The organism is Flavobacterium sp. UBA6135 (assembly GCF_002428305.1).
In the GTDB taxonomy this organism is placed as follows: domain Bacteria; phylum Bacteroidota; class Bacteroidia; order Flavobacteriales; family Flavobacteriaceae; genus Flavobacterium.
The window spans coordinates 1-17,020 of record NZ_DIVJ01000003.1; the positions used below are offsets into that span (position 1 = coordinate 1).

General features: G+C 31.4%; 16 protein-coding genes. 1 reads left to right on the forward strand and 15 read right to left on the reverse strand.

The genetic code is table 11. The features are described from left to right. Positions 1-1,518 (forward strand): efflux RND transporter permease subunit (locus tag B3L86_RS00265; protein WP_291113666.1); only part of this gene is annotated, 1,518 nt, incomplete at its 5' end. Between the two features lie 203 nt (positions 1,519-1,721). Here B3L86_RS00265 and B3L86_RS00270 read toward each other — a convergent pair. The 15 genes from B3L86_RS00270 to B3L86_RS00340 form a co-directional block, all read right to left on the reverse strand. Continuing rightward, positions 1,722-2,576, reverse strand: coding sequence for a universal stress protein (locus tag B3L86_RS00270; RefSeq protein WP_291113669.1), 855 nt, complete (start codon positions 2,574-2,576; stop codon positions 1,722-1,724). Between the two features lie 7 nt (positions 2,577-2,583). Beyond that, complete coding sequence (locus tag B3L86_RS00275) at positions 2,584-2,967, reverse strand: hypothetical protein (protein ID WP_291113672.1); 384 nt, start codon at positions 2,965-2,967, stop codon at positions 2,584-2,586. 252 nt (positions 2,968-3,219) lie between these two features. Further along, positions 3,220-4,767 carry an MFS transporter gene (locus B3L86_RS00280; protein WP_121314096.1) on the reverse strand — a complete coding sequence of 516 codons (1,548 nt, stop codon included), beginning with the start codon at positions 4,765-4,767 and terminating at the stop codon, positions 3,220-3,222. A gap of 7 nt (positions 4,768-4,774) precedes the next feature. Beyond that, positions 4,775-5,917, reverse strand: coding sequence for an HlyD family secretion protein (locus B3L86_RS00285; RefSeq protein WP_121314097.1), 1,143 nt, complete (start codon positions 5,915-5,917; stop codon positions 4,775-4,777). Positions 5,918-5,952: 35 nt separating this feature from the next. Then, positions 5,953-7,275 carry a TolC family protein gene (locus B3L86_RS00290; protein WP_121314098.1) on the reverse strand — a complete coding sequence of 441 codons (1,323 nt, stop codon included), beginning with the start codon at positions 7,273-7,275 and terminating at the stop codon, positions 5,953-5,955. An 85-nt stretch (positions 7,276-7,360) separates the two neighbouring features. Beyond that, positions 7,361-8,218 carry an AraC family transcriptional regulator gene (locus B3L86_RS00295; protein WP_121314099.1) on the reverse strand — a complete coding sequence of 286 codons (858 nt, stop codon included), beginning with the start codon at positions 8,216-8,218 and terminating at the stop codon, positions 7,361-7,363. A gap of 140 nt (positions 8,219-8,358) precedes the next feature. Beyond that, complete coding sequence (locus tag B3L86_RS00300; RefSeq protein WP_158592574.1) at positions 8,359-9,177, reverse strand: phospholipase A; 819 nt, start codon at positions 9,175-9,177, stop codon at positions 8,359-8,361. Positions 9,178-9,432: 255 nt separating this feature from the next. Further along, the gene (locus B3L86_RS00305) at positions 9,433-10,317 is read right to left on the reverse strand and encodes a lysophospholipid acyltransferase family protein (protein WP_121314101.1); all 885 of its coding nucleotides are present in this window, start codon (positions 10,315-10,317) and stop codon (positions 9,433-9,435) included. A 64-nt stretch (positions 10,318-10,381) separates the two neighbouring features. Then, positions 10,382-11,146: a patatin-like phospholipase family protein gene (locus B3L86_RS00310; RefSeq protein WP_291113684.1), complete on the reverse strand. Its 765-nt coding sequence runs from the start codon at positions 11,144-11,146 to the stop codon at positions 10,382-10,384. Between the two features lie 354 nt (positions 11,147-11,500). Beyond that, on the reverse strand, positions 11,501-12,112 hold the full coding sequence (locus B3L86_RS00315) for a hypothetical protein (protein WP_121314103.1): 612 nt from the start codon (positions 12,110-12,112) through the stop codon (positions 11,501-11,503). 57 nt (positions 12,113-12,169) lie between these two features. Next, positions 12,170-12,832: an SDR family NAD(P)-dependent oxidoreductase gene (locus B3L86_RS00320; RefSeq protein ID WP_121314104.1), complete on the reverse strand. Its 663-nt coding sequence runs from the start codon at positions 12,830-12,832 to the stop codon at positions 12,170-12,172. Between the two features lie 105 nt (positions 12,833-12,937). Beyond that, on the reverse strand, positions 12,938-13,990 hold the full coding sequence (locus B3L86_RS00325) for a glycosyltransferase family 9 protein (protein ID WP_291113690.1): 1,053 nt from the start codon (positions 13,988-13,990) through the stop codon (positions 12,938-12,940). 362 nt (positions 13,991-14,352) lie between these two features. Further along, positions 14,353-14,922 (reverse strand): phosphatase PAP2 family protein, encoded by a 570-nt coding sequence (locus tag B3L86_RS00330; RefSeq protein ID WP_291113693.1) that lies wholly within the window; start codon positions 14,920-14,922, stop codon positions 14,353-14,355. Positions 14,923-15,025: 103 nt separating this feature from the next. Continuing rightward, positions 15,026-15,931: a helix-turn-helix domain-containing protein gene (locus B3L86_RS00335; protein ID WP_291113696.1), complete on the reverse strand. Its 906-nt coding sequence runs from the start codon at positions 15,929-15,931 to the stop codon at positions 15,026-15,028. Between the two features lie 327 nt (positions 15,932-16,258). Next, positions 16,259-17,002: a nucleotidyl transferase AbiEii/AbiGii toxin family protein gene (locus tag B3L86_RS00340; RefSeq protein WP_349679472.1), complete on the reverse strand. Its 744-nt coding sequence runs from the start codon at positions 17,000-17,002 to the stop codon at positions 16,259-16,261. Between the last annotated feature and the right edge of the window lie 18 nt (positions 17,003-17,020).

Consider the following 17,020-nt stretch of genomic DNA (forward strand, 5'->3'; position numbering starts at 1 on the left):
ATTGGTGGTGAATTCTTCGCAGCATCTGATAGTGGTGAATTTTTAGTTCAAATTGAAATGCCTAAAGACGCTTCACTAGAACAAACCAATTTCATGACACAAAAAGCAGAAGCTTTCTTAAAAAAAGAAGCATACGTTCACAGTCAAATTACAACTATTGGTCAAACCAGTGAAGGTCTTGGAGCTTCTCAAGCAACAGCCTATAAATCTGAGATTAATGTAAAAATGGTTGGTTTAGATAAACGTGATGAACCTGCAAACGTGTATGCGGCAAAAACAAAACGTAAATTAGAAAAAATATTAGTTGGAGCAAAAGTTAAAACAGTTCCAGTAGGTATTTTAGGAACTGCACAAGATGCAACTTTAGGTTTAATTGTAACAGGACCAAATGTAGAAACGGCTATGGCATTTGCAAAAGCAGCTGAAAAAGAATTACGCACTATTCCAGGAGCTACAGAAATCGAATTATCAGTAGAAGACGGAAATCCAGAAGTGAATGTTCAGGTGGATAGAGATAAAATGGCAGCTCTTGGATTAAGTTTACAAACGATAGGTATGACTATGCAAACTGCATTTAGTGGAAATACCGATGGAAAATTTAGAGCTGGTGAATACGAATATGACATCAATATTAAATATAATGCGTTCGATAGAAAAAGTATTGCAGATGTAAGTAACTTAATTTTCATTAATGATAGAGGCGAACAAATTAAATTAACACAATTTGCTACAGTAACAGAAAGTTCTGGTCCAAGTGAATTAGAACGAAGAGACAAATCAGCATCCGTAACTGTAAAAGGTCAAAATGTGGGAGTTGCTTCGGGAACTATTGTTTCGCAATGGCAAGAAAAAATTGATAAATTAGAAAAACCAACCGGTGTAGATTACATTTGGGGTGGTGATATGGAAAACCAAAGTGAAGGTTTCGGAACACTTGGAATTGCTTTATTAGCTGCTATTATCTTGGTTTACCTTGTAATGGTTTCGTTATACGACAGTTTTGTGCATCCATTTGTAGTATTGTTTGCGATTCCGCTTTCGTTTATTGGAGCCATGTTAGCTTTAGCTTTAACAAACAATACATTGAATATTTTCACCATTTTAGGTATCATCATGCTAATTGGTCTGGTGTGTAAAAATGCGATTATGTTGGTGGACTACACGAACCAAAGACGTAAAGCTGGAGAAAGTATTAGAACGGCATTAATTCAGGCCAATCACGCGAGGTTGCGTCCAATCTTAATGACGACCATTGCCATGGTCTTTGGTATGTTTCCAATTGCATTGGCTTCAGGGGCTGGAGCAGAATGGAAAAACGGTTTGGCTTGGGTGATCATTGGTGGATTGATTTCCTCTTTATTCTTAACTTTAATTGTGGTTCCTGTAATCTACGAAATCATGGAGAAAATAATCGCCAAATTCTCCAAAGATGAGAAAACTGATTATGAGGCTGAAATGGTGGCCGATTATGAGCATACAGAATTGAGCGACGGGTTTAATCCTAAGCATACCATTTAATTCAATGTAAAAGGGGAACCCAATTAGGTTTCCTTTTTATTTGATTGGAATTAGGGACAGGAGGTTTTTGTCATGCCTCGTGTTGTTTCATAGGTTGGCTTAAAGGACGTAATTCGGGTTCCTAATTTTAGTTTTCCAGATAAATGTTATCCATAAGGCAGCATTTTTGAAGAAGCCTAAAAATCCCTTATTTTATATTGTTACTAACTTTTGTTATTATAAATAAGCAAAGCTGTTTTTGAATTTTGCAGCAAACGATTGCTATGATTCAATTTGAACAATCTTTGCAAATATGGTAGATTACGATGTATTATACAGAGAATATCCGTTCCATTATGCGCTATATAGTTTTCTAAACCCTTTTCAACATCGGTATCGACGACAGTATCAACGATGAGATTGTCATTCCCAATATTTTCAAGCCAAATTCTTTTTTTATTTTCTGCTTGTGCAGCCATCTTCTCAGATTCAACTACGTGTACGCAATTAAATCTGTAATTATATTTCAGTGAGTTCTCCAGCAATTGTAGAATAATGGAATGCTCGTTTGTGTTCAACATAACTGCAATTGTGACCTTATTCATGGCAACAAATACTGCTTTTTCGGGAACTGCTAAAAACGGAATGTCAATATGATTGATGAGTTTGCTTGTATTGGAACCAAATAACTTCTTGTCAATGGTATTAGCCCCTGAAGTTCCCATTACCACTATATCTATTGCCTTTTCGTAAATATAATCTGTAATTGTATCAAGAAATATTCCTTTCTCAAAATGAAACTCTACTTGAATTTTTAATTTATTATTATCCTGGGCTATTTTTTCAAGTTTCCTCGCTTCAGCCTTAAACCTTCCCCATTCTTCATCTTCCAAAGTGTCGTTAAAAATTTTTGCTAACGGATGCACATTTTTCAATTCTGCAGGGTCTTTAGTTTCCACAATAGGGACAATGTGAAGTATGTGTACCTCAGCATTCATTTTTTCGGCAAGCGACAACGCATAAATAAAGGCATTCTTTGCTACGTTAGAAAAATCCGTTAGAAATAATATCTTTTTCATTTTAAATTTATAAGTGATGCTTTTTTTCAAAACTTACTAATTTAGTAAGCCCTAACCCAACCACAAAAGTATCGTAGGCGTCATTTTTCACTTCATACGTTGCAGAAAGGCCAAGTTCCCAGTCGTGGGGAATTTCTACCATATATTCTGCCCCAACAAGAAACATAGAAAAATCCTTCTCCTCACTGAACTCCTTACCATATCCTGCCAGCAATCCCAAGGAATGTAAAGGGTTATAGGTAACTACCGCATTTACAGATAATGGATATTCTCCTTCAATAAAATTATTTTCCAGTTCTCCGTTCTTTTCTTCAATGATAAAACTTTCAAAAATCATATCCGAATGCACCCCTAAAGCAAATTTATTGGAAATCCAGTAATTTACGTTCAATCCGAGAGCAGCTGCAGAACTGATTTCATTTTTTTTGTATCGATATTGTGTTTGATGAAGGCATGCCCCATTATAGCAGATATCCCTATTTTCCCTTTTAAGGAAGCATGTTCTTCCAATTTTTCTTGCGCTCTGCAATTATGGATGCTTATCGCCGATATAAGTAAAAGGCCTACTATTGGTCTCATCGTCATCTTGATTTATTTAATACCTAATTCTTGTAATCTTAATAAAAATAATTCTGATATTCTGTTATGAAAACTTATAACCCCGTAACCTATTCCCTCTTATTACCTTTCTTAAAAACACTATCCTCCGGTTATTGAATTGTCCGTAATGATGGGTTAATACAAAAATCAATATTGGTATAATGAGCCAACACAAATATCCCAACACAATCTTGGAAGAAGCCATCATGGCATTGACTTGTGTTGTTTGGTACATACTCATGCCGTCGCTGAAATCTCCTGTATCCAAATAGACAGAAATATCACTCAGGCTTTGCCATTGTCCCTGATAAGCTGCCCAACTAATAATTGCTCCTGCAAACGCTGTTGCTATAAAAGTCCGCACCAACAACATGATGCCTATAAGGCTAAGCATATCGTCTATTTGTAAGTTTAAGGTAGCATAATACCAGATCCCAATGAAAAGAATTCCTAATCCTAAACCTTTTATAAACATTGGAAAATAGAGATACTCTATATTCATTTGCGGTTGGATCATCAAATACAACATCAGAGTATGAAGAAAAAAAGCCATAAAGCCCAAAATAATATAGTATTTTACATTCCATTTATTTTTAAAACCATGAAAGGCAAGAAACCCTGCTATAACAATTCCGGGAATCATCCATAGGTTCAGCTTTGCATTAATAAGATTGTTATACCCTAAAACACCCACTGTGTATTGGACAAAAATACTGCTGCTTGCCAAATATGCGCCTAGAAACAAAAGTAATATCATCCCATGCCATACATTTACTTTTTGAACAATCAGTTCAAATTTGATGAGTTTGCGTTTTAGAAATTTTTGCCTGTAAATAAGGGCCGCCAAAAGTATTACGCTTATCAAAAAGGAACCTGTAATAAAGGGTGAACTGAACCAACCTTGCTGTCGCATAAAGGTAAGCCCTGCATTCAGGCACATTGCGGAAACGGAAAATAAAACCAAAGACAGCCAGTCAATCTGATACAAAGGCTTTTTAAAGCCAAAGCGTTGGTTGTGCTGGAAAATCAACGACAGGGAAGCAATAACTAACATCATTATCGACATATAGAAGTAAGGTGCCTGCCAACTGCTGTTGAAGATTAAATCAGCCATAAGGTAAGAGGAGAGTTGCCCGATGCCAATCGTTATAGGGTAAAATATAGAGTAGAATCTCCCTCTTTCTCCTGTTGGTGATAGGATGAACATAACTGGCAACATCATTTCTATCATGGCAAACATTTTAAGCAAGCCAATAAAAAAACTTCCTCCAATGACCATCAATATATTGTCTGTTGTTCCTATCAAATAAGAAATACCAGCAACGACAACAGTGCAAAAAACAATTATTTCTTTGGAGCGAAAACGCATTTTGACACGCATCACGATAGTACCGGCAACAGCCATTCCGATAGTTGTGGCATTATTTGCCATAGAAATATATTCCGAATAGGTTGCCAATGCTCCAGAAATATCAGATATATTGCTGGTATAAATGCCATTTAACGCTAACAGCGGTAACAGAAAAATAATAATCAGCAGCAGCATAATCGGTTTGGGAACCCAAGTGGCAAACGGTCCTTTATTGTACATAACGCTGCTATTTTAAGGTAACTTCTACGTTCATGCCTGCGCGCAGCAATTTCAGATCTTCAGGATTGTTGTTTTTGGTAAACTCAATCCGCACTGGGATACGCTGCTGCACTTTTACAAAGTTCCCTGTCGAATTATCAACCGGAACAGCCGAATATCTGGCTCCTGTAGCTCCGGAAATAGCCGTTATTTTTCCTTCAAATTCTTTTCCGCCCAATGCATCAACCCTAATTTTTGCAAAACCACCGATGGCAACTTTTTCCATTTGTTTTTCACGGTAGTTGGCTGAAATCCAAATGTTGTTAATGTCAACAATTGTAGCCACCTGCTGGCTTATATTTAACAACTGGCCTACATTTACGGTTCTTCTTCCCATAATTCCATCGTGTGGGGCGGTAATTACCGTATAGGAAAGATTGAGTTTTGCCATTTGAAGTGCATTTTCGGCACGTTTTATTTCCGCATCATTCATTCCCAAACGAGATTGCACTTCATTAACTGTCAACACACTTGTTTCTTTTGTATTTGTAATTGCTTGATATTGAGAAATTATGACTCCCAATTGAGCTTTGCTGGCATCATATTCGGTTTTTATTTGGTCAAACTGCTGGCGTGTAACGGCTTCGTCTGCCAATAAATTTTTGTAGCGGTTGTAATTTTGTTCAGCATTCCACAATCTTGCTTTGGCAGAATTGATGTTTGCTTGTGCCGCTTCAATATTTGCTTGTGCGGTATTGATATTGTTTGAAGCGGTTTTAACAGAATTTGAAGTTACATTTTTGGATGCCAATGCAGCCATATAAGCCGCTTCTGCCTGTCCTAACTGGGTTTGTATTTCCCTGTCGTCTAAAATGACGAGTGTATCTCCCTTTTTTACGTATTGGTGTTCTACAAACCGTATTTCTTTAATATAAGCCGAAACACGAGTATTTATAGGATTGATGAATGATTCTACTTGTGCCGCATTGGTGTATCGATCATTTCCTATGTTTAAGTAAGAGGTTATAACCCAATATAATCCTACCAAAACAAACACCAATATAGTCATACTAATGATTTTTCCAGTATTTTTCTTCTTAACAGGCGGTTTTGGCTTTGGAGTAGTTTCTTTTGAAACTGTTTCTTGAACTTTATCTTGATTTTGTGACATATCTTTTATCTTTTATATATGAGCAAATGAAATAATTATAGTTTTCCGCTTTCTTTTACTAACTTGTAATAAGCAAAAATGAGGTTGATTTCTGAATTGGTGTATTGCAACTCTGCGTCTAGTTTGGTGTTGCTAGCATCAATTAAATCAAGTAAAATAGCTAATTGATTGTTGTACTTGCTTTCCATAATTCTGTAATTTTCATTGGCTAAATCTTTATTTTTTTCAAATGTTTTATTTTGGGTAACAGATTCGTTGTATTTGATGTATGCCGCTTTCACAGCTACGCTTATCAACTGTTCAGCTTCGTTTGCTTGTGCTTGAGCTCGTTCTGTTTCATATTTGTTAAGTTGGATTTTTTTCGGCGTTTTATAAAGTGAACTGATATTATAACTAAGCGATAAACCTACATTCCATCCATTTGAATACATATCCAAAGCAGGTGAAATAGTAGTAATGGGACGTTGAAGTGTATTTCTTGCAAAAGCAGATAAAACAGGCATACGCTCTGCTTTGGTTATTTTTTCAGAAACTTCATATAGTTCAACTGCCTTTTTGGTCATCATTAAGATGGGATGGTCTTGTATATTGTTTTGATAGGTTTCTAAAAGCGAAATTTCGGGATTTTCATTTAATATCGTTTCTTCTGCTATAATCTGTGTTTCTTCTGGCAATCCCAAAGCTACAGTGAGTTGTTTGTTTAAAATTTGAATGTTATTTTCTATCACTTGCAAAGACAAATTAAGATTTGAAATTTGCAATTCGCCACGGATAACATCATTTCGGGTTACCATTCCTTGTTTGAAAAATTGGTTACTGTTCTTTAATCGCTTTTCTGCAAGTTCAATATTTTTTCGATAAACACTTGCTTGATTTTGCAATTTATACAAGTCCAAATAGTATCCTAATGCGAGTAATTTGATATTTTGTTCATTAGACAGATAACTAAGAGAAGCTATATTTTCATGTAACGATTTTGCCTGAATAGCATTGTTTACTGCATTTCCTCTCCAAATTAATTGAGTAGCTTCTATAGCATATACGTTTCCAAAATGAGGCATATCTACTTTTGAAAAATTAGAGAAATTTTCATCTAAAACAGATACATCACCAATATAAGTTACACTTACATTCGCATTAAAATCAGGAAGTCGCTGGTTTTTAGCAACCTTTATGTCTTGTTTAGCGATGTTGATGCCCGCTTTAGAAACAGCTAATGAAGGGTTGTTTTCTGTAACTAAAGAAAAAAGTTCATCAATGGTAATTTTTTTCTTTTGTATTGAATCTTGGGCATAAACAAATGAACTTAAGAATAGGCAAGTTATCCAAAAAAAAATCTTGAAAGGGTATGATTTCATACTAATTTAGTGTATTTATATTTTCAAAGTGCAAATTTAAAAATAAAATAGCTTTATAAAAGGTTGAAAAAGGATTAAAAGAAGTTTAAATGGTATCTAAAAATACAATTTCATTTTTGTTTCTATACTTCTTCGGACTTAAACCTGTATGCTTTTTAAAAAATTTACCAAAGGCATATTGGTCTGAAAATTGAAGTTCTGATGCAATGATATAGATTGTGTTTTTGGTACTGAGTAGTAATGTTTTTGCCTCATTAAGTAAGGCATTTGCAATAAATTCTGTAGGTGGTGTTTTAGTTGTTTCTTTGACACAGATAAAAAGATATTTGATAGATATATTTAGTTGTTTGGCATAAAAAAGCAACTCTTTTTCTGTTTTAAAATGAAAAGAAACCAATTCGATAAATTGCAGTGTGATTTCTTCTTTTCGGGTATTTAGTATCGTTTCAGATTGCAGTTTTTCTGCTAATGAATCCATTAAAGTATAGATAATGGTTGTGAATAATGCAATGATAATTTGTTCCTGAAAAGAAGACTCTTTTGTGTTCTGATTGACGTGATAATTCAATAATTTAACCAATCCTACGGTTTGACTAAAAGCCTTTTTTTCTAGTTTAAAGATGTTTTGATTTTTTTCTGCATTTATAATTTGGTAAACATCATATCTGCTGAAATTAAAATAGATTTTTTCTCTAGTAATTTCTCTGTTGTGTATTAAAATATACATTTTCAGCGTTTCAGTAAAACGGATGATTTTATAAATATTTTTTTTTGAAATCAATATAATATGTTCGTTTTCATAAGATACAGGCTTTCCATTTATTTCCATCTGCATAAGTCCTTTTACTAAAAAAATGACGATGTTGCCTGATGGGCGCAAAAGATAGCCTTCTTTAGCATTTTTAAAGAAGTCTTTTTCGGTGAGTATTTTTATCAATGGCATTTATAACAAATTTTAAAGAAGTCTAAGGTATTGTTTTTAGCAAATTGATGCGCAAGATTTTTATAAGTTGAGCCGTTGGCCCGGTGCATTCCTATGGTTTCAATACGATTTTATTTACGTTATTTTAAGTGGTTAGCTTTTTATTCGTGTAAAAAAAAATTAGATGGCCTAAATACTAACCCAATACGTATGCTGTTGGTACTCTCTGAATAATGCAACAAACTTTCAGCATAACCTGTATAATATTGTAAGGATAGATATTGATTGTTGTTTTTTCCAATTCGATAATAAAATTGTGTTTGAAATGAGCCTCTATTGTCCCAAGTTGCTCCCTTCTTTGCCGTTATTTCAACTACGAATCGGTTATCTCTAGATTTTTTTATAAGATTTGCTTCAAAATAACCAATGTATTTTATTAAATCGGGATTATCACTTTTATAAGCAAATGGAATCCATGTACTTATTGCTAATGTAATAGAGCCAGGAAAGGCAATCCTATAATGAAAACTTACTTTGTTCCAGGAACGGGAATCTATACTGTCTTTACCATTGGATTCATGGTCCAGTCCAATACCTACCATATTTAACAATCTGTGCTTGTTTAAATAAAATTTTCCTAGACCCATGCCGGGATTATAATTGTTTTCAGAAAAAGGGCTTGAATTTTTATAAATGTTCCAAAATGACTTTTGAGTATATGTAAAATACAGGAAAGAATTGAAAGGCAGTACAGCATTGGTTAATCGGTCCTTAATGCTGATTTGAAACTTAGCGTCTGAATTATTTGAATTGATAGGTTCATTTACTTGGAATCCAGTGATAAAATAGTTGTCTTTAAATATCGTAAATTGAGGTGCTTCTTTTAGCAAGTTATTTATAGAATCTCGTGTATTTGTTTGTCCCAAAATGCTATTACATCCTATTAATATACTCACCACTATTACTATTTCCTTTTTCATAATCATCTTTTAAATATTTTTTCTAGGTTCTCTTAAAAATAAGCAGTATAAAGTTATTTTTAAATTTTTTTATGTTCTCATTTTGTTTAGATAGCACAGAGAAATTCTTATAAAAAAGGATTCGTTATGGAATTAAAAGTGCAGTTTTTTTTAATAAATCATACAAAGTTGATTTACCACGAAGATCATATACATCTGAAAATCATAGTTTAAGCTGCCTGTGTTTTTTCATCTGAAAATATTTTTATATTATTTTTATTGTATATTACCTATCCACCTTTTTTTATATTCGTTTTTATAAATATGTTTCCAGCGTCTATGACTCCATAGATAATTTTCGGGATTTGCAATAATAGCACTCTCAAGATTTCTTATAAAAAGATGTGTTATTTTACCAACTTGATAGGGTTTTGAAAAATCAAAAATTGGTGTAATGATGAATTTATAGTGTCCTCTCTTTGTCTTAATAATATTAGCAAATAAAGAAGTAGTTTTATTTGAAGCTGTATAGAGTTCAGCACCACTCATAAAGGCAGTCTTTTGAGATAAAAAAGATGCCCAAAAGCTTCTTTCCGAGATATTTGGATTTTGATCAGCGGCTAAAATTAATATATGATTTTTTTGATCAAATGGTTTTATATCTCTTTTCATGAATTTTGACGGAATCATTTTAGAACCGAATCGACTTCTCAGTCTTAACATAAAATTATTTGCTGCTTTACTACTTAATTGTTTATAAACAACTAGTACGTCTGCTTTATGAAACATGGATGCAATATGTGCATTCGCCCACTCCCAATTAAATTGATGACCTAAGTAAATATGACAATTTTTGTTTTCAGAAATAATTTTTTCAAGCTCTGAATAATCTGCGGATATATGCGACTGAAGGTCTTTTTTAGATATTGATAATAATTTTATTGTTTCAATAAAGTTGTCACAAAAATTTTTATAAAATTGTTTCTCAATATTTATTTGTTCTTTTTCAGATAATGATCTGAAAGTTATTTTTATATTTTCAGAGACAACTTTTCTACGATATTTTATTAGGTAATAGAGAATATAATATGCGAAGTCAGAAATAACATATAATATTCTTAAAGGGAATAGTGAAATAGGATATAGGAAAGCAAAAATCATTGGAAGAAATTTTATAGTTTATAAAAAATGAAAAGTGGTAATTTTCATTAAAATAGTAATCTTCTTATTTTTCTATTAGATTTATTAATTGTGATTTCAAATTTTGAGCATGATTATACCCTATTTGATAAATCTCATCAATTTTTTTAAACTCAAAAATCCCATAATTCCCCATGTTAGGTGGTTCAATATAGACATCACATTTATTCATTTTACTATCAATACTATTGTTAAATGAAATGTGAAGTGTTCTTTCAATCATTCTTTTGTATCCCATTTTACCTTCCATTTTATTTATAGCATTAACATTTATTCCAATAATTTTATCACATTTATTTTCAATAATATCAGTTGGAAAATTGTTTAAAATACCACCGTCTGAAAGATAGACACCTTCATGAAATACTGGATGAAAAACTAACGGCACGCAGCAAGAAGCTTTTACAGCAGTAGATAGTGATCCTGTACTAAAAACGTGTAATTTAGCATTGGTTAGATCGGTAGCCGTTACATAGGTTGGGATTTGTAATAATTCAAGATTATCGTGTGTAATGTATTTTTTTGTGATTTTTTCAAAAATATCGGGTGAAAACAAACCACCACTTCTAACAAACAAATTTGAATAATTGAAAAAATTTTCGGTTTTACCAATTTTTAATATTTCTTCTGGTCTGAAACCGGAGGAATAAAATACACCAACTAAGGATCCGGCACTAGTACCCGCAATCACGTTTGGTTTTATACCTAACTCTGTTAGATATTGTAGTACACCAAGATGAGCTATACCTTTGATTCCACCACCTGATAATGCTAATCCTATTCTAGACATAATTTTTTTTTGAATTTGATTTTTTTAAGTTTAACAGATTTGTCATTTAACATTGTTTTTGATCTATATACCGTTCAATTTTTAGTTTTAATTCATTTGATTGTTCTTTAAATTGACAATGTTTTTTGGATTCCTGTTTGAATTTTTGTCTATCTGTAGTTTCTTATGATTTTACTTTTTCGAAGCATTTTAGCTGCATCATTTACCTCTTGTTTTGTCTTATTTGACAGTTTCTTTAACTTCTCATGCAACTTTTTAGTTTTTCGTACATTTTTTTAAATAATTTGCTAATTGCCATAACCAGCAATTGTAAAATTTTAATTTTAAAGTTGTTCTTTTTAATAATTCTATAATTTACAAAGCATGAATGGCTTTTCTTAAATGTTCGTAAGAAATGTGAATTTCATCTTTAAAATTTTCCCATTTTAAATTAGCATCGTCTTGCTTTTCTTTTAATGTTGAGATTATAACATTTATTTTTTCGTGTGCAGTTATCATTTCTTCATTATACCCTGTTGTTAATTCTGCTTTCTTTCCATCAAAGTTTTTTTCTAAAATTTCTAATTGTAATTTTGTTTTAATTAATAACGGAGTAAAAAAGTCAGCTAATTTTAAAAAGACTGGGGTGTTTTCAATTTCAATTTTAACAACTTCCAATTTTTGTAAAATATTTTTCTTTTGCTTTAAAAATAATTCTTTAGTTTTTGCCTCTCCTTCATCTAATTCATTTTCTAAATCAGTTAGAGAATTATCAAGAAAAGCATATTCCTCATCAATTTGAGAATTTAGTTCTACTCTAAATTTATGAAGGCTATTTTTGATTTTTGATTTAGTTTTTTCAAACTCTTCCTTTGCTTCAGCTTCTCCAAGAGATAATTGAAATGCTAAATAATCTAATTCTTGTTGGTCTTTTAGCAATTGACCTGCAATCTTTACTAAGATTAAGATTGGTTTTTTTGTTTTCATTGTCATAATTGTTAATTTAGATTAGATATCGATTACAATTGGGATTTGAATTTATGGTTAAATATGAATGATTGTTTCATTTTTTGCTGTTTTATTGTTTAAAAAAATAGTAATGATTTGTTGACTAATAAGACTAGTGTTAGCATTGCAGTTTTTATGTTTGTTAATGAATAGGTGAAAATATCTAGCTTTTATTTTGGAAGTTTCTTCTCCAATCATTTTAGCTATACAATCTTGAATATTTGAAAGTAATTTGCTTATAGGATTAGTTTTTAGTTTACTTTCGTTAGTAATTGTTATGAAAGTACATTTGGGATTACCCAAGTGGTTAAGAAAAATTTGAGAACAGATTAAACAAGTCGTGATATTATTTTGAATAGTTTTTTGTATTTCACTTATTTTTAATCCTGTTAAAAATAAATCATTATCATCTTCATTTTCCATTACTGCGACTGTTAAGTCTATTTGACCATAAATTTCTCTTATTATTTCTGAAACATCAGTTGCCTTGTTGAAGTCTGAAATATCAGTCAAAAAAGTAATCAGATGACCCGTTTTTATTTCTTCAACATGCTTCTTTAGTATATCTAATTCATCCGCACTCTTTGCTGGGACAATCACAGTTGCATTTTCCAAGAGAAAAGATTTTACTATCTCTTTGCCTAACTCACTTGTTCCGTCAATAACGAAAGTATTTTTATGGTTTAATCTTTTACTCATTATTGGTATTGTTAAATGATTAGACAAATATTAGTATAGATAGGGCATTAAGAAAGGTCTACAAAAGGTGGGAATTGGTCAAAAAGAGGGTATCCGATTAGTGAATTACTTTCTGATAATTGCATCAATTTTTTTGACAATTTCATTTGTGCTAAGTATTTTAGTATCTAGTCCTAAACTTTTTTTATTATAAGGCTGGTATTTATCCAAATCAGTAACTGAAAATAATCCGACCGTAGGTGTTTGCACTGAGCTTCCTAAGTGCATAATTCCGCTATCGGCACTAATAAAAATAGCCGTATTTGCAATTAATGATCCTATTTGACGAATATCAGTACTATAAAAAGTAGGTGTTTTAAAAGCAATTTGAGAAACGTTTTCTACAGGTAAAACTTCAATGATATTAAGATTTTCAAATACTTTTTTTAATTTTTCAAATAATTCCATCCACCATATTTCTGAATAGCATTTATTTCCAGTTGCGTAAGTAAATAGGCAAATTGTTTTTTCTTCTTTATTTACAATAAGCTGATTTAGTATTTTTTTTCCTTCAGTAATCTCTTCAGAATTTAATTTGAAATCTAATGATGGAATTTTCCTTTCAACATTGGGTATTCCAATCGTTGACAAAAAAAACCGTAAACTATATACAGGATGTTTAGCCAGATGTTTATAATCTTTATATTTTAAGTTAAAATACTCATTTTCATCATCAAAAAGCTTGTATGTTGAATTAGCAAATTTGGTTGAAAGCCTACCAGATGACGAACCTTTATCAACATTAATAACAATATCATATCGCTTTTTTCTAATAGATAACCACGTGAAAAGATATTGAATCACGTTTTTAAACGGTTTTTTGGGTAGTTGAATTATTTTATCAATGTTTGGATAATTTTTAAATATAATTGTAGATAAATTTCCTTTTACAAATAAATCAATTTTGCTATTTGGAAAAGTATTAATTACTTTTTGTACTAATGGAGTCATTAATAATTGATTTCCTAACCTGTGATTGGGTCTACAGATTAGTATTTTTTTGATATCTTCTCTATTATTAATTGAAGGAAAGTTATTGTCAGAAGAATTGTTAATATTCTTGGTCACTCGATGTGTTATTCTTCTTCTAATTATGTTAATTTCTTTAAAAAAATCCATATTTTGGTAAAAGAATTAGACAGATTAGTGTTGTTTTTTATTGTTTATTGGATTAACAATTGCAGCAACAAAGTTGGTAATTAGTTCATATTTTAATAGGTCTGTTTAAGGCAGTAGTTGGTCAAAAAAGGTTTTAAATCATAGCGAAGTTGACACCTAATTAATTTTTAAATTATTCAAGTGATTAAATTTAACTATTATTATATGATTTCGGAATCGAAAACTAGAAGACTAATTATTAAGTTTTAGATATGAGAGTGGATTTTGAACCCAATAGATGAGGTTTGAAATATCAAATAATGAATTCTGCCTAGAATATTTTTTTGGAGTAGCAGAGTTAATCCGCGATATTGATAGTAATTTTAATATTTATAAGAGAGGTCATGTTTTACTAATATTGTTTTAGCAAGATATCCATAAATTATTCCCAAAAACATAGCTACAATTACATCTGTAGGATAGTGTACACCATTATAAATACGGCTGTAGGCAACTAAAATAGCCCAAAACAACAATATGCCTTTTAACCAATTGTATTTATTAGGCAATAGTAGAATGAGAAAAGTAGCAAAACCAAAAGCATTAGCTGAATGTGAAGAAATAAAACCGTATTGTCCACCAGGTCCTGCTTCGCTTAAGTGGATAAACTTTTGCAAAGCTGGTTCGTGAGATGGTCTTAATCTTTTGACAATATTTTTAATAAGATGCGATGCGGTTTGGTCGCAAAATGTTATTACTAGACCTATCGCAATAAAAACTGAAATACTTTGCCTTTTATATTGTTTGATGATTATGTAAACTATTAATAAATAAAATGGCGCCCAAAATATTTTATCGCTCGCCCAATACATAATTTGATCAAAAAAAGGATTGTGAATTCCGTTTAAGTAAAGGAATAAATAAGTGTCAAGTTCTTTTATCTTTTCTAACATATTTTTTTATTTTTCGAGCTACTTAATTTTTTTGCAAAATTAGATGTTCAATAGTATAAGAAAAAGCTTTTTTTAAATCTATTTTTGGTAAAAATCAGTTATATTAGAAAAATGAAGTTTTACCTTTCCGATACTCTGAAGGAGAAGTTCCAATCTTTTTTTTAAAAAATTTCCCAAAAAAAGATTGATCGCTGAAATGTAATTCATCTGCTATTTGGGAGATTGTTAATGATGTGTTTTCTAATAAAATTTGAGCTTCCATAATTACGGCATCATCAATTAATTGACCTCCTGTTTTTCCTGCAATGTCTTTTAATACTTTGGTTAAATAACCAGTAGTAACAAAAAGTTGATCTGCATAAAACTGTAAACCACGTTCTCTTTTAAAATTATTTTCAAGAATTTTTAGAAATTTCATCATAAGCTCTTCTTTGCGAGAAATTTCAATTTTTAGGTTGGAATGTTTTTTCTCGTATATTGATGCAATTTCAAGCATGACTATACTGAAAGCATGACTAACCATTCGGTGTCCAAAAAAGCTATTTTTGCTTTGGATATTTTTTTTTTGTAAAAGGTTTACCAAAAACAGAAAAGACTCTATTTCTTGATGCCCAAAAGAAAGTTTAAAAATTATTTTGGAAGTAAAAAAATCGAATGCCTCAATATTATTTTTATTGACGTTGCTTTTAAGTGCAAAATCAATTGTAAAACTTATTCCAATTAATTGTATTCCTTCATGTATATTTAAAATGTGTGTTAGTGTTTTAGGAGAAACAATTACAAAATCATTTGCCTCAAGTGTATAGTTAATGAGATTTAATTGAATGCTCAATTTACCTTTAGTAACTAATATTACACTAAAACTATTCGATCTAAATGGGTAAGAAATTGGATTCTCATAAATAATATCTTTGTTTGAGTACACATGCAGTCCTTCAGATTGAGGTTTCTCGTCTAAGATTTTTAAAATATCACTTATTGTGTGTAATTTAATTGTGCTTTTATCCAACTTGTTGAGTTTATAACGATACAAAATTAATCAATTTCAATCAGTTGTAAAAGATAAGTAGCGTTTAGTAGTTATTTTCGTTAATTAAATCAGCCTATTATTTCCAATGGTATTGCCTTGTCTAATATGTTGGCGTAATCATTACTATCATCACCACCATCTATATATTTTGTGAAATTTTCACCAATAAATCGATAGAAAAGTACACCCAATACAATGTGTTTGTAGTCCCATCCATCTATCGAAGCACTTACTTCGTTGTCTATTTTCTATTTTTTAGCACATAATTCTACTCTTTGTATTACACTTGTCTTTATATTTCTTTGGTTATACCATAAAGTTTTTAATCTTTCTTCTCACTTCTCTTTGCACTTCCTCAAAATCGGGTAAATCTTTGATTTGATCACTCATGGACTTTTTCCACCGTGCATTATATTGTGATAATTTTTGTTCTAGTTTGGCATGAAAATCTTCTGGTTTTAATTCTTTACTTGTGCATTTGTTTCGGAACTGATTGGTGTAATATTCAATCTCCATTTTTTCTATTTCTACTAAATACCAAATGTCGTAGTAGTCTCTTGGTTGTGTGCGTTGCATGGTGCATCTTAATTTTTCGATTAATAACTCTTCCAAGGGATAGCATAATAGTTTGTAATCCTCTACATCTGAATAATCCACAATAGCGTTTTTCACTACTGGTTCAAACTCCAATCTTTCGCTTCTAGAAATGTCCACTTTTACTTTTTTGTTGTTTCCGAAACCACCTAATGGACCCACATAGCCTAAGTAAAAATTGATGCCACCATCTTCATGCTCGTTATCATCAATTATTTCTAATGGAATATTGGACTCTTCCCTTATTTCTACAAAAGACTCTTTGAACCAATCAAAAATTTGATCGTTTGTTATTTCATTATCTAACAATGTGAAATCTAAATCTTCTGAGAAACGATAGTCTTCAAAATATACTTTCTTTAATACGGTTCCTCCTTTGAATACTATTATTTTTGAAAGTTGCTCGTGATTTGCTATACCCCAAAGTATCCAGGATAAAATGTAATCTTTCTCGATTTGTTAGTCACGAACCCC

Coding starts and splice junctions, on each gene's coding strand:
- B3L86_RS00285 (WP_121314097.1), bottom strand. CDS start 5,917: ATGTCACAAAATCAAGATAAAGTTCAAGAAACAGTTTCAAAAGAAACT.
- B3L86_RS00330 (WP_291113693.1), bottom strand. CDS start 14,922: ATGTTAGAAAAGATAAAAGAACTTGACACTTATTTATTCCTTTACTTA.
- B3L86_RS00270 (WP_291113669.1), bottom strand. CDS start 2,576: ATGAAAAAGATATTATTTCTAACGGATTTTTCTAACGTAGCAAAGAAT.
- B3L86_RS00280 (WP_121314096.1), bottom strand. CDS start 4,767: ATGTACAATAAAGGACCGTTTGCCACTTGGGTTCCCAAACCGATTATG.
- B3L86_RS00300 (WP_158592574.1), bottom strand. CDS start 9,177: ATGAAAAAGGAAATAGTAATAGTGGTGAGTATATTAATAGGATGTAAT.
- B3L86_RS00325 (WP_291113690.1), bottom strand. CDS start 13,990: ATGGATTTTTTTAAAGAAATTAACATAATTAGAAGAAGAATAACACAT.
- B3L86_RS00315 (WP_121314103.1), bottom strand. CDS start 12,112: ATGAAAACAAAAAAACCAATCTTAATCTTAGTAAAGATTGCAGGTCAA.
- B3L86_RS00295 (WP_121314099.1), bottom strand. CDS start 8,218: ATGCCATTGATAAAAATACTCACCGAAAAAGACTTCTTTAAAAATGCT.
- B3L86_RS00310 (WP_291113684.1), bottom strand. CDS start 11,146: ATGTCTAGAATAGGATTAGCATTATCAGGTGGTGGAATCAAAGGTATA.
- B3L86_RS00320 (WP_121314104.1), bottom strand. CDS start 12,832: ATGAGTAAAAGATTAAACCATAAAAATACTTTCGTTATTGACGGAACA.
- B3L86_RS00290 (WP_121314098.1), bottom strand. CDS start 7,275: ATGAAATCATACCCTTTCAAGATTTTTTTTTGGATAACTTGCCTATTC.
- B3L86_RS00305 (WP_121314101.1), bottom strand. CDS start 10,317: ATGATTTTTGCTTTCCTATATCCTATTTCACTATTCCCTTTAAGAATA.